Below are 15,834 nucleotides of genomic sequence, written 5' to 3'. Positions count from 1 at the left end.
GAAAAGCCATACTTGCTCTGACCATACTTTATACTCCGGCTATACATTCCTAGCCGCTGCTTCCTTCTGCTTGAACGAAGCTATCCTTTCTAGCTACCGTTCATCCTCTAGTTCCCACAAGCGGCTTGTTTCACATCTGGCATTGGCTCCCTCCCAGGCCGAGAGGGCTCGCCTTGGGGGTAGGGGCCCTCGATAAGGGCATCGCGCTGCTTTCGCTTCCTTTGCTCCTGACGTCGCAATGCCCTAACGGGCACCGGAACCTCTCGAGGCGCTCTTTATACGAGGGTCCCTACCCCCACCCAAAGGCTGGGAGAAGGTCGATAGCCGCGGCTATTCTGTCATCTCGACCTTTGGGAGAGATCTGAAGAGAATCCCTGATAGTTCTCTCACAGCTACGCTGGCTCTCTTCGGCTCCCGCCTCGAGAGTACTCGAGATGACAAGGATCGTAGTGAGTAAAAACTGTCCCCTAGAGAAAGGGAATCCGAAACTTGCGAGCAGCGCTCAACAGGTGTGTTTATACTTTAACTATGAAACTCAAATTTGAAGTATGACCAAGACCAAACTCCCCTCCTTAGACAAGGAGGGTTAAAGGGGTGGTTGGACCCGGTACTAAAAAACATCCCTCCCCTATACTTAGGAGAGGGACGAAATCCTACTTCTCCCGCGACATCGAATAAGGAAAAGCATCCTCTTTCGTGCCGCGCTGCTTGTTCGGTGAGTTGGTCATCTCGAAATCCATACTTGCTCCTTTCATCAGCTCCGTAAAGCTCAGCCAGTTTTTGTCGTAACTTTTGCCGTTGAGGCGCATGCCCTGGATGTAGCGGTTCTCGTCGCTGTTTTGCGGTGCGTTGATCACGATCTCCTTGCCGTTCTCCAGCTTCAGCGTGGCCTTCTTAAATAAGGGAGCGCCGAGCACATACTGGTCGACGGCCGGGGTTACCGGGTAGAAGCCCAGGGCCGAGAACACGTACCAGGCCGAGGTCTGGCCGTTGTCCTCGTCGCCGCAGTAGCCGTCCGGCGCTGAAGTATACATGCGGTTCATCGTCTCGCGCACCCAGTACTGCGCCTTCCACGGCTCACCGGCATAGTTATAGAGGTAGATCATGTGCTGGATGGGCTGGTTGCCATGCGCATACTGGCCCATGTTGGCTATCTGCATCTCGCGGATCTCGTGGATTACAAAGCCATAGTAGCTCTCGTCGTAGATCGGTGGCAGGCTGAAAACAGAGTCCAGTTTGGCGGTGAAATTGGCCTTGCCGCCCATCAAATCAATCAGGCCCTGCACATCGTGGAACACCGACCAGCTGTAGTGCCAGCTGTTACCCTCTGTAAAGGCATCGCCCCACTTAAACGGGTTGAACGGTTTCTGGAACGTACCATCCTGGTTCTTGCCGCGCATCAGACCCGTAGACGGGTCGTAGAGGTTGCGGTAGTTTTGGGCACGCTTGGCGTAGAGGTTGATTTCTTTCTTAGGCCGCTTGAGGGCCTTGGCCAGCTGGTAAATGGCAAAGTCGTCGTAGGCATACTCCAGCGTGCGAGCCGCGTTCTCGTTTATTTTTACATCGTAAGGCACATAGCCCAGCTTGTTGTAGTAGGCAGCGCCGGCACGCCCAACCGCTGTCAGCGGCCCTTCGTTGTTGGCGCCTTTCAGCATCCCTTCGTAAAGCGCCTTAATGTCCTGCCCACGGATGCCTTTCAGGTAAGCATCGGCCACCACGGAGGCAGAGTTGTTGCCCACCATCACGTTGCGGTAGCCGGGGCTCGCCCACTCCGGCAGCCAGCCACCCTCTTTGTAGGTGTTGGCCAGGCCTTCCTGGATTTCAGCGTTAATGGAGGGGTACATCAGGTTCAGGAAAGGGAACAGGGCACGGAAAGTATCCCAGAACCCCGTGTCGGTATACATGAAGCCGGGCAGCACTTTGCCATTGTAGGGGCTGTAGTGCATCACCTGGCCGTTGGCATCAAGCTCATAAAACTTGCGCGGGAAGAGCAGCGTGCGGTACAGGTTGGAGTAGAACGTACGAATTTGCTCAGGCGTGCCGCCTTCCACAGCCACGCGGCTCAGCTGCTTGTTCCAAGCCTCCTTGCCTTTGGTCTTCACCGTTTCAAAGTCGTCATTGCCGATTTCCCTCAGGTTAAGTTCGGCCTGTTCCGGGCTGATGAAGGAAGAGGCCACGCGGGCATTTACCTGCTCCCCCTTCTTCGTCTTGAAGCCGATGACAGCCCCTACGTGGTTGGCCTGCAGCTCCAGGTTATTGCTCAGCACGCTGTCGCGCCAGGTATGGGTATAGGCAAAAGGCTTATCAAAAACGATTACAAAGTAATTCTTGAAATTCTCCGGTACGCCCCCGCTGTTTTTGGTGGTATAGCCCACGATCTTGTTCTCACCCGGAATCACCTTCACATAAGAGCCCTGATCAAAGGCATCGACTACCACAAAGGCACTGTCGGTTTGGGGGAAGGTAAAGCGGAAGCGGGCTGCACGCTCTGTTGGCGTGATTTCGGTCGTCACGTCATGATCAGCCAGGTACACGCTGTAGTAGTACGGCTTGGCAACTTCGGCCTTGTGCGAAAACCAGCTAGCGCGGCTGTCCTGGTCGAAGCGCAGCTTGCCGGTAACGGGCATGATGGCAAACTGGCCATAATCGTTCATCCACGGCGAAGGCTGGTGCGTCTGCTTAAAGCCACGGATTTTGTCGGCGCTGTACTGGTAGCCCCAGCCGTCGCCCATTTTGCCGGTCTGCGGCATCCAGAAGTTCATGCCCCAGGGCAGGGCAATGGCCGGATAGGTGTTGCCGTTGGAAAGGCTGTGCTTGGAGTCGGTGCCCACCAGCGGGCTCACCCACTCCACCGGGTCTGTCACCTTATCCACCAAAACGGTTTGGGCAGAGACAGAGCAGGTAACAAGGGTAAATAGGAACAGGAAAAGTTTTTTCATGATAGGTAAGCGAATCAGGGTGTTGTATACTTTAGAAAGTAGCGTGTTTTTTCGTCCTTCAAGTATACAACATTCTGAATAAAGTGCCGCGCTGATTTATACTTTCCGGTTACAAAGCCCGGTCCAGGTGCACATAGCCGCCATCCACGTGGATGAGCTGACCGGTGGTGTGGCTGGACTTTGGGGAGAGCAGAAAAGCCACCGTATTGGCAATCTCAGTGGTGGTGGTCATGCGCTGCTCCAGCGGAATTTTCTGTGTGATGGATTTCAGCTTCTCCTCCGGATTTTCGAACGTGCTTATCCAGGAGGCATAGAGCGGGGTCCAGGCCTCGGCCACAATGACAGCGTTGACTCTTATACTATAAGGCAGCAGCTCCACGGCCCACTCGCGGGTGAGGGCATTGCGGGCACCGTTCGAAGCGGCATAGGCAGAGGTTCCGCCTTGGCCTGTTTCAGCCGTTTTGGAGCCAATGTTCACAATCGCTCCTTTGGATTCTTTGAGCGCTGGCAACGCATGGTGCGCCATCAGGTAGTAGTGCACCACGTTTTTGTGAAGCGAAGCCATGAAAGCATCGTAGCTGCCCTTCTCCAGCCCTACCCCATCGTTCACGCCGGCATTATTCACCAGCCCGTCGATGCGGCCATACTTTTGCAAAACGGTCTGAACGGCTTTTTCACAGGCAGCGGGGTCCGTCAATTCGGCCACTACCTCAAAAGCCTGCCCGCCAGCGGCCTCTACCTCGCCCAGTGTTTTCTGATTGTCTTCTTTGTTTCGGCCGATGATAATAGGAATAGCGCCTTCACTGGCCAGCACCTGCACGATGCCTTCGCCGATGCCCTTGGCCCCGCCGGTTACGATGATAATCTTTTCTTTCAGTTCTAAATCCATACTTAACTTAGGTTGTAAAACGTAGTAGCGTTACCGCCGAAAAAGGCCGCCTGCTCTTCTTTGGAAAAAGCAGAGAAGTAATCCTCCACAATACCCAGCATCTCGCCGTAGCTGGCGGCCACCAAACACACCGGCCAATCAGAGCCAAATAGCAGGCGGCTCGTGCCGAAGGTCTCCACGATGGTGTCCAGGTAGGGGCGGAAATCCTCTTTTTTCCAGTTCTTCCAATCAGCCTCCGTTACCATGCCCGATACTTTGCAGCACACGTTTTCATACTTGCCAAAGGCTTTTATACTTTGCCGCCAGTCGGCTATACTTTGGTTCTTGATGTTCGGCTTGGCCAGGTGGTCAATCACGAAAGGCTGGTCAGGGAAAGCAGCCACGAACTCCCTCGAAAAATCGAGCTGGTTGGGGTAGATGAGCACATCATACGTATAGCCATACTTAGCTAGCCTGCCTACGCCGCGCATGAACTCGGGCCGCAGCATAATGGCCGGGTCCGGGTTGCCCTGCAAGATGTAGCGGAAGCCCTTCAGCTTTTCGAACTGCTTGTAGTACGCCAGCTTTTCCTCCACGTCCTCGGCCAGCAAATCCACCCAACCGACTACGCCTTTCACAAAATCATACTTTTGGGCCTGCTCCAGCAGAAAATCGTTTTCCTCCTCCGGCTGCGCCGACTGCACCAGCACGCAGCCATCAAAGCCGTGCTGGTGCAGCAGGGGCTGCAGGTCCTCAGGCAGGAAGTCGCGCTGAATCACCGCCATCTCATCGGTTATCCAGCTTTCACGCTCAGGGTTATACTTCCAAAAATGCTGGTGGGCGTCAATTTTAAGCATAGGCCTTTACGGTTTGCTTCGAGGAGCCCAACCCGTCGATGCCCAGCTCTACCACGTCGCCCTCTTTCAGGTATACCTGCGGGTTCATGCCCAGGCCCACGCCGGCCGGCGTACCTGTGGTAATCATATCGCCTGGCAGCAGGGTCATAAACTGGCTCAGGTAAGAAACCAGGAATGGGATTTTGAAGATAAGGTTGGCGGTGGTGCCGTCCTGCATGGTTTCACCGTTCACGGTCAGCCACAGGCGCAGGTTGTTTACATCTTCCAGTTCGTCCGGCGTAGCCAGGAACGGACCTACCGGCGCAAAGGTGTCGTTGCTTTTGCCTTTCACCCACTGCCCGCCGCGCTCCAGCTGGAAGGCGCGCTCGCTGTAGTCGTTGTGCAGGGCATAACCGGCCACATAGTCCAGCGCTTCCTCTTCCGACACATAGCTTGCTTTCTTGCCAATAATCACGGCCAGTTCCACTTCCCAATCCAGCTTCTCGGAGTTTTTGGGGATGATCACGTCATCGTTCGGACCGCAAAGCGCAGAGGTAGCTTTGAAGAACACGATTGGCTCCTGCGGAATGGCAGCACCTGTTTCCTTGGCGTGGTCGGCGTAATTTAACCCGATGCAAACAATTTTGGACGGACGGGCAATCGGGGAGCCCAGACGCACATCATCCGCCACCTGCGGCAGCTTGCCTTCGTTCTGCTGCACGTAGGCCTTCAGACGCTCCAGCCCGTTGCTCTGGAAGAATTGCTCGTTGTAGTCTTCGCCAAAGGCAGACACGTCATACGTTACATCGTTCAGGATTACGCCGGCTTTCTCCTGGCCCGGCTCACCAAATCGGATTAATTTCATGGTAATTTTTGTAAGTATAATTTGGCACTCCGCTTGCGCTGGAGTGCAATGATTTAAATTGTGAGAGTATAGTTAGTCTTTAACTCATACACGAGAAAAGAAAACTGTCCCCTTGAGGACAAGTGAGAACGCGAGTTTGAAACTTGCGAGCATCGCTCTATAGGGGTGTAAAGCCAGTAGCAAAAGTCATCTGCTAAATTCTAACACCCCTCTAACTCCCCTCAAGGGGAGAATTAGAACTATAGATTCGGCAACAAACCCTAATTATTCAGCCTGATAAACCCACCATCAATCGGGTAGTCGCAGCCGGTGATGAAGCTAGCCTCGTCGGAGCATAGGTATAAGGCCAGCGCAGCTACTTCCGCTGGTTTAGCCATGCGTCCGATGGGTTGCGTTTTGGAGAGCTTCTCGAACATCTCCTCTTCCTGGCCCGGATAATTCTTTGAGATAAACCCATCCACGAAAGGCGTGTGCACGCGTGCCGGCGAGATGCTGTTGCAGCGGATGCTGGCGCCCAGGTAATCCTTGGCTACCGACATGGTCATCGCATGGATGGCGCCCTTGCTCATGGTATAGGCAAAGCGGTCGGGTATGCCCACGTGCGAGGCAATGGACGCCAGGTTGAGGATGGCCCCGCCCCCGTGCTGCTTCATACTTGCCACGGCAGCCTGCAGACAGTTGTAAGCCCCCTTCACGTTCACTTGGTAAATGCGGTCAAGGTCTGCTTCCGAGGTGTTTTCCAGGTTGCCCACATGTGCGATGCCGGCGTTGTTAACAAGGATATCCACCCGGTCTATACTTCTAAATACCTCTTTTACCTGGTCCTGCTTGCTCACATCACACGTATGGCTGTAGGCTTTGCCGCCGTTGGCCTCTATCTCGACAAGGGTCTGCGCAGCCGCTTCATGGCTCAGCTCTATTACATGCACCTCGGCGCCCTGCCGGGCAAAAACAATGGAAATAGCCTTGCCGATGCCGCTTCCGCCACCGGTTACCACGGCCTTCTTTCCGGTTAACTCAAACATGGTTATTCGTTGTTAGTTAGTAGTTGTTTGTTCTTAGTTATTGGGGTGATGTCCTATCCTTACCTCAGGCGCTCCCCACTTCACACAGGACTGTTATTTTCTGTCTTTCTGTTAAGAAACTTGGTGGAAGGGAGGTTAAGCCGCTGCTACTGGCCACCAAGATCCTTCCAGGATGACAATAAAGATAGAACTTAACGCCCTGGCCTGCTCTATAAAAAGTGAACAATCAGTTCTTAAAGCGACACGCCGCGCTTCCAGAAGATGAAGTCGTCCTGGCCCAGCTCCATGGCCTTGGTATCGTACTCGCCGCTGGCCAGGCCGATGATGTACTCCAGCATCTCCTCCCCCAGCTCTTCAATCGTTTTCTCCCCACTGATAACCGGCCCTGCGTCCAGGTCGATGATGTCAGGCAGGCGCGTGGCCAGGCTGGTGTTGCTGGATACTTTCACGACCGGGGAAATCGGGTTGCCGGTAGGCGTGCCCAGGCCGGTCGTGAACAGCTGAACCGTACAGCCTGAACCGGCCATAGCAGTGGTACTTTCCACGTCGTTTCCGGGGGTACAAAGCAGGGTAAGGCCGCTGCGCCGCACATACTGCCCGTAGCCCAGCACATCGGTTACCGGTGAAGTACCACCCTTTTTAGCTGCACCCGCTGACTTGATGGCGTCCGTAATCAAACCGTCGCGGATGTTGCCTGGCGATGGGTTCATGTCGAAGCCTGAGCCCACGGCCTCGGCACGGGCCGCATAGTCGCGCATGAGCGTGACGAAGCGATCGGCTGTTTCCTCATCCACGCAGCGGTTAATCAGTTCCTGCTCCACGCCGCACAGCTCCGGAAACTCACTCAGCACCACTTTTCCGCCTAAAGCGGTAATCAAATCAGCCGCATAGCCCACCGCCGGGTTGGCCGAAATGCCCGAGAAACCGTCGGAACCGCCGCACTCCACGCCCACTATCAATTTATCCAGCGGGGCAGGCTGGCGTTCTATCTTATTGGCTTCAGCTATGCCTATAAAGGTCTGCAGGATTGCATCTGTAAGCATCTGGGATTCTGAGGCGGCTTTCTGCTGCTCAAAAATCAGCAGCGGCTTGGAGAAGTTCGGGTCGCGCTCCTTTAGTTTCTCCTGAAGGATGCTTACCTGCGCATGCTGGCAACCCAGGCTCAGCACCGTGATGCCGGCCACATTGGGATTCACGCAATAGCCCGCCAGTAAAGCGCATAGATTGTCAGCATCCTCGCGGGTACCGCCACAGCCACCGTCGTGCACGATAAACTTCACGCCATCCACGTTCGGGAAGAGGCGCTGCTGCGACGTATGTGCCGGAGAGGCTTCAAAAGTATACTCCCGCAGTTCTTTGCCCTGCCGGTACAATTCTGCCAACTCCCGCACCTGCACTTCATACTTGTCTGTGGAAGTATAGCCCAGCTCTTTGAGGAAGGCGTTTTTGAGCGTTTCGATGTTGCGGTTTTCGCAGAACACCAGCGGCAGCACCAGCCAGTAATTGCGCGTGCCCACCTGCCCATCGGCGCGATAGTAGCCCTGGAAGGTGCGGTTCTGCCACTTGCTCACGTCCGGCGCCTGCCACACGTACTCTTCTGTTTTCTTTGAAAAGCTCTCTGCCGCGTGCTTCAGGTTTTCGGTGGTCAGCAGGCTGCCGGCTGGCAGGGCGCAGGTGGTCTTGCCCACCAGCACGCCGTACATGTATACTTCGGTACCAGCGCCCATGTCTGTGATGGTGAACTTATGCTTGGCCGCCACCGTGTCTTTCAGGGCAAATTCCTGCCCGTCAAAGTAAATCAGGTTGCCGGCTAGCTGGTCCTGCAGCGCCACCAGCACGTTGTCTTTGGGGTGGATCTGGAGGTATGTTTGTTTGGTTTCTGATATCATTGGGTACTCGGTTATACTTTCAAATGGCGTAAGTTTTCTGACTTGTGTCTTACGATGATGTCGGATTTGTAACTTGATTGGCGTGAAAGGCCATACTTTATAATTTGGCTATACTTCATTCTTTTCTAGCGCAAGTGTCCGCTTGTGCCTTAGCCCCGCTTCCTTCTACTTGACACAAGCTATCCTTTCTATTTGCCGTTCATCCTATAGACTTACAAACCTACAGTTGCATTTATATTTTAGAGCTCTCAAACCCGAGAGGGCTCGCCTTCGGGCATCGCGCTGCTTTCGCTTCCTTTGCTCCTACGTCGCAATGCCTCGCTACCGCTCGTCACCGGAACCTCTCGAGGCGCTCAACCCAAAGGCTGGGAATCATTCGATAGCCGCTGCTATTACTGTCATCTCGACCTCTGGGAGAGATCTGAAGTAGAATTCCAGATAGATCTCTCACGCAGCTCGAGATGACAGAGAAAGTGGCAAGTATAATTCCCCGCCTTAGACTACCGAGAACGCGAGTTCGAAGGTAGCGAGCGTAGCTCTGAGGGGTAAGGGGTGGTTAGACCCGGTACTACTAAAGTTCCCTCTCCTGTTCTATGCGAGAGATTACCAGCACTACAACGCAAAAATCCGCTCCATCAGCTGCCACTTCTCTCCTGCTGCCACCCCTGGGAGGGCCTGCTGGTACTTCCACATCAGCTCTTCCCACTCCTGCACTTTCGGGTTGGAGGCATCCATGGCGGTTTTCTTCTCGAAGCTGAAACTCTCGTCTACCTCCATGATCATAAACAGCCGGTTGCCCCACCTGTAAATCTCCATGTGGCGTATACCCGCGCCCTTTATACTTGCCTGTATCTCGGGCCATACCTGCCGGTGATGCGCCTCATACTCAGCAATTAGCGTCGGATCGTCTTTTAAATCGAGTGTTAAACAGTATCGTTTCATGTTAATGCACTAAAGCTACCTCCTGCTGCTTCACAGCCATATTGCGGTAGGCAAAGTATAAAACAAACAAAAAGCACACAGCCGGCACTAGGTAAGCCACCCGTATATTATAGCTGTCGGACACACCGCCCATCACTACAGGTAAAATCGCGCCTCCCACAATCGACATGATAAGCAGCGACGAGGCCTGTTTGGTTTTGGCGCCCAGCCCTTGTATACTCAGCGAGAAAATGGTCGGGAACATAATAGACATGAAGAACTGCACCCCCATCAGGGCATAGATCGACACGTAGCCGCTGGCCGCCACCGCTGCCACCGTAAGCAGGAAGCACAGCACGGCGTATATTGCCAGTAGCTTGGCCGGAAGTATAAACCGCATCAGGAAAGTACCTACAAAGCGCCCGATCATGAAGCCGAAAAGCGCCACGGCCAGCAACATAGCGGCTGTTTTCTCGCCTACCCCGGCGGCACTGCCCGAAAAGCGAATAAAGAAACTGGCAATACACACCTGCGCCCCCACATAAAAGAACTGCGCCACTACGCCCAGCATCAGGTTACGCTTCTTGAGGATACTTTCCCCGTTATCCGTTGCTGCGACCTCTTCCTCTTCTTTAATCTCGGGCAGCGGCACCCGCCACAGCACCAGCGCCACTGCCAGCACCACCAGCCCGATTACCAGGTAAGGCACCTGCACGCTGGAGGCCTCCAGGTCGAGGTAAGCGGTTACCTGACTGGCCGGCATGGCAGCCAGTTCTTCATCGGTATAAGAGGTGCCGGAAAGTATAAAAACACCCCCCACCAGCGGGGCCAGCGTGGCGGCAAGCCCGTTAAACGATTGGGAAAAGTTGAGGCGCTGGGTGGCTGTTTCGGGTGAGCCAAGCACCGTGACATAAGGGTTGGCCGCCGTCTCCAGAAATGTAAGTCCGCTGGCGATGACAAAGAGGGCACCCAGGAAAAAGCCGAACATCCTGAGCTCCGCCGCCGGGTAAAACAGGAAAGCGCCCACCGCAAACAGCACCAGCCCCAGCACAATGCCACTCTTGTAGCCAAAACGCCTCATAAAGTAGCCCGCGGGCAGCGCCATCAAAAAGTAAGCGATAAAAAAGGCTGAGTCGATGAAAGCTGATTGCACATCCGTCAATTGGCAGGCCTTTTTCAGGTGCGGGATAAGGATGGGATTCAGGTTGTGGGCAAAGCCCCAGAGAAAGAACAGCGAGGTGATAAGTATAAAAGGCAGGAAGTACCTGTTCTTTTTGGCTGCTTGCATAGGCTGTAAGTATGGTTAGTTATCTAAACTTGTTGTGGTAGTTCCTGCCGGGGCACGCGGCGTGTGGTGCCTCCTCCTATATCAACCTCTTCTCTGGCATTTTAGAGGATTAATTCTTTAATTTAAGTATTACATAATCCCACGCCAACAAAAACGGAATATTTTTGGAAATATATACTAATTTTATGCAGCCTCAGATACTTTGTGTTCGATAACACAGTTTAATAACAGAAGAAGACAATATTTAAAATACCACTTAAACAACCATCTGATAACTCTTTACCATATGCATTTTAAGCGTACGATTGCAGCCATTGCCACGTCTGCCTGCGTGATGTCTGGGCTATTGTTCAGCCCGGCGCCTGCCTTTGCCCAGGCCACCACAGCGCAGCAGCAGACTGTCTCTATTATCCCGCAGCCTGTTAAGTTAACCCAGCAGAGCGGCAGCTTCGCCCTTAACAAGGACACCAAAATCTTTGTAGACCCGAAAAACGACGAGCTCCGCAAAATCGGGGAGTACCTGGCCAAGAACATCAAGGACATGACCGGCGTGCAGCCGAAGCTAGAGCAGAAAGCGCCCGCCCAGGGTAGCAGCAACTACCTGCACCTTACCCTCAACACCCCGGTGGACACGCTGGGCGCGGAAGGTTATACTTTGAACGTAACATCTGACAACATTATACTTGCTGCCAAGGAGCCGCATGGCCTTTTCCTGGGCACGCAGACCGTGCGCCAGCTTTTGCCGGCACAGCCCACCAAAGCCCCTGTTAGCATCCCAGCCCTGGAGGTGGTGGACAAGCCACGCTACCAGTGGCGCGGCATGCACCTGGATGTGGCCCGCCACTTCTTCCCGGTGGAGTTCGTGAAGGAGTACATCGATTACTTGGCCATGCACAAAATGAACACCTTCCACTGGCACCTGACTGAGGACCAGGGCTGGCGCATTGAGATAAAGAAATACCCGGAGTTGACGAAAGTAGGCGCCTTCCGCGACGGTACCCTGATTGGCCACTACAGCGACCAGCCGCACAAGTTCACCGACGAGCGCTACGGCGGCTTTTATACCCAGGAGCAGATCAAGGACGTGGTGAAGTATGCGCAGGAGCGTTACATCACGGTAGTTCCGGAGATAGAGATGCCGGGCCACGCGGTGGCGGCACTCACTACCTACCCGCACCTTTCCTGTACCGGCGGCCCGTTTGAGGTAGAGAAGAAATGGGGCGTGTTTGACGACATTTTCTGCGCCGGAAACGAAGAGACCTTTACTTTCCTGGAGGACGTGATGACCGAGGTGCTGGCCCTGTTCCCGAGCAAAATCGTGCACATCGGTGGCGACGAAGCCCCAAAAACCCGCTGGAAAGAGTGCCCTAAGTGCCAGAAGCGCATCACCGACGAAGGCCTGAAGGACGAGCACGAACTGCAGAGCTACTTTATCCAGCGCATGGAGAAATTCCTGAACGGCAAAGGCCGCACCATCATCGGTTGGGACGAAATCCTGGAGGGCGGACTGGCCCCGAATGCCTATGTGATGTCGTGGAGAGGCACCGAGGGGGGCATTGCTGCCGCCAAGCAGCACCACTACGTAGTGATGACACCGGGCTCACACGTATACTTCGACCACTACCAAGGCGAGCCCAGCCTGGAGCCAACGGCCATCGGCGGCCTGACGACGCTGGAGAAAGTATACTCCTTTGAGCCTACGCCAGCTGAGCTATCCGCAGAAGAGAAAAAGTATATTCTGGGTGCGCAGGCCAACATCTGGACCGAGTACATTCCAAGCACAGACCACGTGGAGTACATGGTATTCCCGCGCATTTCGGCCCTGTCGGAGGTGCTCTGGACGCCGGCTGCCAAGAAAGACTGGAACGACTTCCAGACACGCATGCAGCAGCAGTACAAACGCTACGACCACCTGGGCGTGAACTATGCGCGCAGCACCTTCAACGTGAAGCAGCACATCACCGTGGACCCGGCACAAGGCGTGGCTACGGTAAGCCTGGCGACCGATGCCAAAGGCCCGAAAATATACTACACGCTGGATGGCTCTGAGCCAACTACATCTTCGCAGGCTTACACTGCGCCATTCCAGCTAAGCAACACAGCTACCATCAAGGCGGCTTCTTTTGACGAGAAGGGCAAACAGCTGGGTAAAGTAAGCAGCCGCGACGTGAACCAGCACGAGGCCTTCGCACACTCCGTAGAGCTGAAGAACGCGCCTCACCGCAGCTATACTGCCGCCGGCGGACTGACGCTGGTAGACGGCCAGCTGGCCAGCAACAGCTTCACCAACGGCCAGTGGTTGGGCTTCCTGGGCGATGATTTCGAGGCCGTGATCGACCTGAAGGAGAAAAAGCCGGTGAACCGCATCACCAGCTCTTACCTGCAAACCAAGAACGACGGCATTCAGCTGCCGGCCCAGGTAGAGTTTGCCGTATCCAAGAATGGCAAGAAGTATAAAACCGTGAAGGTCGTAACCGAGCTGACCGACAAGCCGGGCGTGTTCAAGGAGGTGCTGACAGCAGAGCTTCCGGGCACCAAGGCCCGTTACATCAAGGTAACAGCCAAAAACCCACTTCCGGGCACCGAGCAGGACAGAAGAAGAGCCTGGATCTTCACCGATGAAATTGTAGTAGAGTAAAACAGAATTAAGGTTAAAACCAGTGCAGGCCTCATTATTAAAAATGAGGCCTGCCTTTTTTCTGCCATACGCTCTCCCCTAGCAGATTTATACTTACTTTAGTCAGGCGGTTTGGCAAGTATGCCTTACAGCCGCTGCTACCATCTTAAAACTATACTTTAAAATTCATGTACCTGAAAGCTTTACGAAAGTTCAAAGCTCCTCTGGTGGCGCTGGCGTGCATCGCCGCCTCCTGCACCACCTCCAACCAGCAAGAAAGCAACCCCAACACCCGTTCGCTTACCCAGTATGTTGACCCCTACATCGGCTCCAGCTACCACGGACACGTGTTTGTGGGCGCTAACGTACCCTTCGGGGCCGTGCAATTAGGGCCTACGAACATCACCCAGGGCTGGGACTGGTGCTCCGGCTACCACTACTCCGACTCCACCATCATCGGCTTCGCCCACACCCACCTGAGTGGCACCGGCATCGGCGACCTGGGCGACATCTCGGTGATGCCCGTGACGGGCAAAGTGCAGCTGGTGAAAGGAAGTATAAAAGACCCGAACAGCGGCTATTACTCCCTTTTCTCGCACGACGACGAAACGGTAAAACCGGGCTACTACGCCGTAAAACTGAAGCGCTACAACATCGGGGCCGAGCTGACCGCCACCGAGCGCGTGGGCTTCCACCAGTATACTTTCCCGAAGTCTGAGGAGGCCAGCATCATCATCGACCTGAAGGAAGGCATTGGCTGGGACTCCCCTACCGAAACCTTTATCGAGCAGCTCAACGACAGCACCCTGGCCGGTTACCGCTTCTCCAAAGGATGGGCCAACGACCAGCGCGTATACTTTACCGCCGTGTTCTCCAAGCCAATCGAAAAGTTTGAGAGCTTCCAGGTAGTCGATACGGCCGCCTCCTCGCCGGTTCCTGCCTCCAAAGGCCGCATGATTAAAGGCGTGGCGCATTTCAAAACACAGGAAGGCGAAAAGATAAAGCTGAAAGTGGGCATCTCGCCGGTGAGTGCCGAGAACGCGTTTGCCAACATTCATGCCGAGGTACCGCACTGGGATTTTGAGAAAGTGGTGGCCGACGCCGACGCTGCCTGGAACCGCGAGCTGCAAAAAGTACGTATTGCCGCGCTGGACTCGGTACAGATGCGCACCTTCTACACCGCCCTCTACCACACGCTTATCGCCCCGTCCATTTTCAACGACCACAACAACGACTACCGCGGCACCGACAAGAAAGTATACGAGAAGGCCAACTTCACTAACCTGACCACTTTCTCGCTCTGGGATACTTACCGCGCGGCGCACCCGCTCTTCACCATTACGCAGGCCGACCGAGTGAACGACATGATCAACTCCATGCTGGCCATTTACCAGCAGCAGGGCAAGCTACCTGTGTGGCACCTGATGGGCAACGAGACCAACACCATGCCGGGTTATAGTGGCGTAACGGTGGTGGCCGATGCCGTCCTGAAAGGCTTTGACGGCTTTGACCATGAGCTGGCTTTTGAGGCCATGAAAGCCACGGCCATGGGCAATGAGTTTGGCGTGAATTACGTGAAAGAGCTGGGCTTCATTCCTGCCGACGAGGAAGTGGAAAGCGTAGCCAAAGGCCTCGAGTATGCTATCGCTGACTGGAGCATCGCGCAGGTGGCCAAGAAGCTGGGCAAGCAGGCCGATTATGAGTACTTCAGCAAACGCGGCCGCTACTACGAGAATTACTTCGACAAGCAGACCCGCTTTATGCGCGGCAGAGTTTCTGAGAATGAGTGGCGCACGCCGTTCGATCCGTTTAAATCTACGCACCGCAAGGATGATTACTCCGAAGGCAACTCCTGGCAGTACACCTGGCTGGTGCCGCAGGATGTGGAAGGTCTGATTACGTTGATGGGCGGCGAGGAAGCCTTTGCGCAGAAACTGGACTCGCTGTTCGTAGCGGAAGGCGACATGGGCGAAGAAGCCTCGAACGATATTACCGGCCTGATTGGGCAGTATGCGCACGGCAACGAGCCAAGCCACCACATCACCTACATGTACGCCTACGTGGGCCAGCCTTGGAAAACGGCTGAGAAAGTACGTTTCATTGTAGAAAACTTTTATACCGACAAGCCGGACGGGCTGATCGGCAACGAGGACGTGGGCCAGATGTCGGCCTGGTATATTTTCTCTACCCTGGGCTTCTACCCACAAAACCCCGCCAACGGTGCTTACGTATTCGGCAGCCCAGCTGTGCATCAGGCTACACTTTCCTTACCAAATGGCAACAAGCTGGAGGTCGTGGCCAACAACAACAGCAAGGAGAACAAGTACATCCAAAGTGTTACGTTGGACGGGAAGCCATACACCAAGTCCTACATCCTGCACAAGGATCTGATGAAGGGTGGTAAACTGGTATTTGAGATGGGCAACACGCCGAGCTCTACCTGGGGCACAGCCAAAGCAGACAGGCCAAAGTCGGAGCCTGCTCAATAACCTATAAACTACCCAATAAGGTATAAGCCCTCTGTAGATTTACTATAGAGGGCTTTATTTTTTAGCTTTATACTTTTAGCAAGACGATAGCCCTACT

The 15,834-nt window shown here is 54.5% G+C and carries 10 protein-coding genes; 2 read left to right on the top strand and 8 right to left on the bottom strand.

Going from position 1 to position 15,834, the window contains the following annotated elements; genetic code table 11:
- Positions 1-653: 653 nt before the first annotated feature.
- The 8 genes from C8N40_RS14625 to fucP all read right to left on the bottom strand — a co-directional run bounded on the left by C8N40_RS14625 (position 654) and on the right by fucP (position 10,631).
- Positions 654-2,939 (bottom strand): GH92 family glycosyl hydrolase, encoded by a 2,286-nt coding sequence (locus C8N40_RS14625; RefSeq protein ID WP_108212519.1) that lies wholly within the window; start codon positions 2,937-2,939, stop codon positions 654-656.
- Positions 2,940-3,048: 109 nt separating this feature from the next.
- Positions 3,049-3,828 carry an L-fucose dehydrogenase gene (locus C8N40_RS14620; protein ID WP_108212518.1) on the bottom strand — a complete coding sequence of 260 codons (780 nt, stop codon included), beginning with the start codon at positions 3,826-3,828 and terminating at the stop codon, positions 3,049-3,051.
- A 2-nt stretch (positions 3,829-3,830) separates the two neighbouring features.
- Entirely contained in the window at positions 3,831-4,664 is an 834-nt protein-coding gene (locus tag C8N40_RS14615; RefSeq protein WP_108212517.1) for an amidohydrolase family protein, read from the bottom strand.
- Positions 4,657-5,508: a fumarylacetoacetate hydrolase family protein gene (locus C8N40_RS14610; RefSeq protein ID WP_108212516.1), complete on the bottom strand. Its 852-nt coding sequence runs from the start codon at positions 5,506-5,508 to the stop codon at positions 4,657-4,659. Before C8N40_RS14610 ends, C8N40_RS14615 begins: the two co-directional genes overlap by 8 nt.
- A gap of 260 nt (positions 5,509-5,768) precedes the next feature.
- A complete protein-coding gene (locus C8N40_RS14605) occupies positions 5,769-6,533 on the bottom strand; it encodes an SDR family NAD(P)-dependent oxidoreductase (protein WP_108212515.1) in 765 nt (254 codons plus the stop codon).
- A gap of 233 nt (positions 6,534-6,766) precedes the next feature.
- On the bottom strand, positions 6,767-8,422 hold the full coding sequence (locus C8N40_RS14600; RefSeq protein ID WP_108212514.1) for a UxaA family hydrolase: 1,656 nt from the start codon (positions 8,420-8,422) through the stop codon (positions 6,767-6,769).
- Positions 8,423-9,034: 612 nt separating this feature from the next.
- On the bottom strand, positions 9,035-9,364 hold the full coding sequence (locus C8N40_RS14595; protein ID WP_108212513.1) for an L-rhamnose mutarotase: 330 nt from the start codon (positions 9,362-9,364) through the stop codon (positions 9,035-9,037).
- A 1-nt stretch (position 9,365) separates the two neighbouring features.
- Positions 9,366-10,631 carry an L-fucose:H+ symporter permease gene (gene fucP, locus C8N40_RS14590; protein WP_108212512.1) on the bottom strand — a complete coding sequence of 422 codons (1,266 nt, stop codon included), beginning with the start codon at positions 10,629-10,631 and terminating at the stop codon, positions 9,366-9,368.
- 286 nt (positions 10,632-10,917) lie between these two features.
- Here fucP and C8N40_RS14585 point away from each other — a divergent pair, with 286 nt between their 5' ends.
- Complete coding sequence (locus C8N40_RS14585) at positions 10,918-13,269, top strand: glycoside hydrolase family 20 protein (RefSeq protein ID WP_108212511.1); 2,352 nt, start codon at positions 10,918-10,920, stop codon at positions 13,267-13,269.
- Between the two features lie 167 nt (positions 13,270-13,436).
- Positions 13,437-15,737: a GH92 family glycosyl hydrolase gene (locus C8N40_RS14580; RefSeq protein WP_108212510.1), complete on the top strand. Its 2,301-nt coding sequence runs from the start codon at positions 13,437-13,439 to the stop codon at positions 15,735-15,737.
- Positions 15,738-15,834: the final 97 nt, after the last annotated feature.

It is taken from the genome of Pontibacter mucosus (genome assembly GCF_003054055.1).
GTDB classification, from domain to species: Bacteria; Bacteroidota; Bacteroidia; order Cytophagales; family Hymenobacteraceae; genus Pontibacter; species Pontibacter mucosus.
The sequence above is the reverse complement of the archived record's forward strand: the minus strand, read 5'-3'. Positions and strand labels throughout refer to the sequence as shown.

Coding starts and splice junctions, on each gene's coding strand:
- C8N40_RS14595 (WP_108212513.1), bottom strand. CDS start 9,364: ATGAAACGATACTGTTTAACACTCGATTTAAAAGACGATCCGACGCTA.
- C8N40_RS14615 (WP_108212517.1), bottom strand. CDS start 4,664: ATGCTTAAAATTGACGCCCACCAGCATTTTTGGAAGTATAACCCTGAG.
- C8N40_RS14610 (WP_108212516.1), bottom strand. CDS start 5,508: ATGAAATTAATCCGATTTGGTGAGCCGGGCCAGGAGAAAGCCGGCGTA.
- C8N40_RS14600 (WP_108212514.1), bottom strand. CDS start 8,422: ATGATATCAGAAACCAAACAAACATACCTCCAGATCCACCCCAAAGAC.
- C8N40_RS14605 (WP_108212515.1), bottom strand. CDS start 6,533: ATGTTTGAGTTAACCGGAAAGAAGGCCGTGGTAACCGGTGGCGGAAGC.
- C8N40_RS14620 (WP_108212518.1), bottom strand. CDS start 3,828: ATGGATTTAGAACTGAAAGAAAAGATTATCATCGTAACCGGCGGGGCC.
- fucP (WP_108212512.1), bottom strand. CDS start 10,631: ATGCAAGCAGCCAAAAAGAACAGGTACTTCCTGCCTTTTATACTTATC.
- C8N40_RS14625 (WP_108212519.1), bottom strand. CDS start 2,939: ATGAAAAAACTTTTCCTGTTCCTATTTACCCTTGTTACCTGCTCTGTC.
- C8N40_RS14580 (WP_108212510.1), top strand. CDS start 13,437: ATGTACCTGAAAGCTTTACGAAAGTTCAAAGCTCCTCTGGTGGCGCTG.
- C8N40_RS14585 (WP_108212511.1), top strand. CDS start 10,918: ATGCATTTTAAGCGTACGATTGCAGCCATTGCCACGTCTGCCTGCGTG.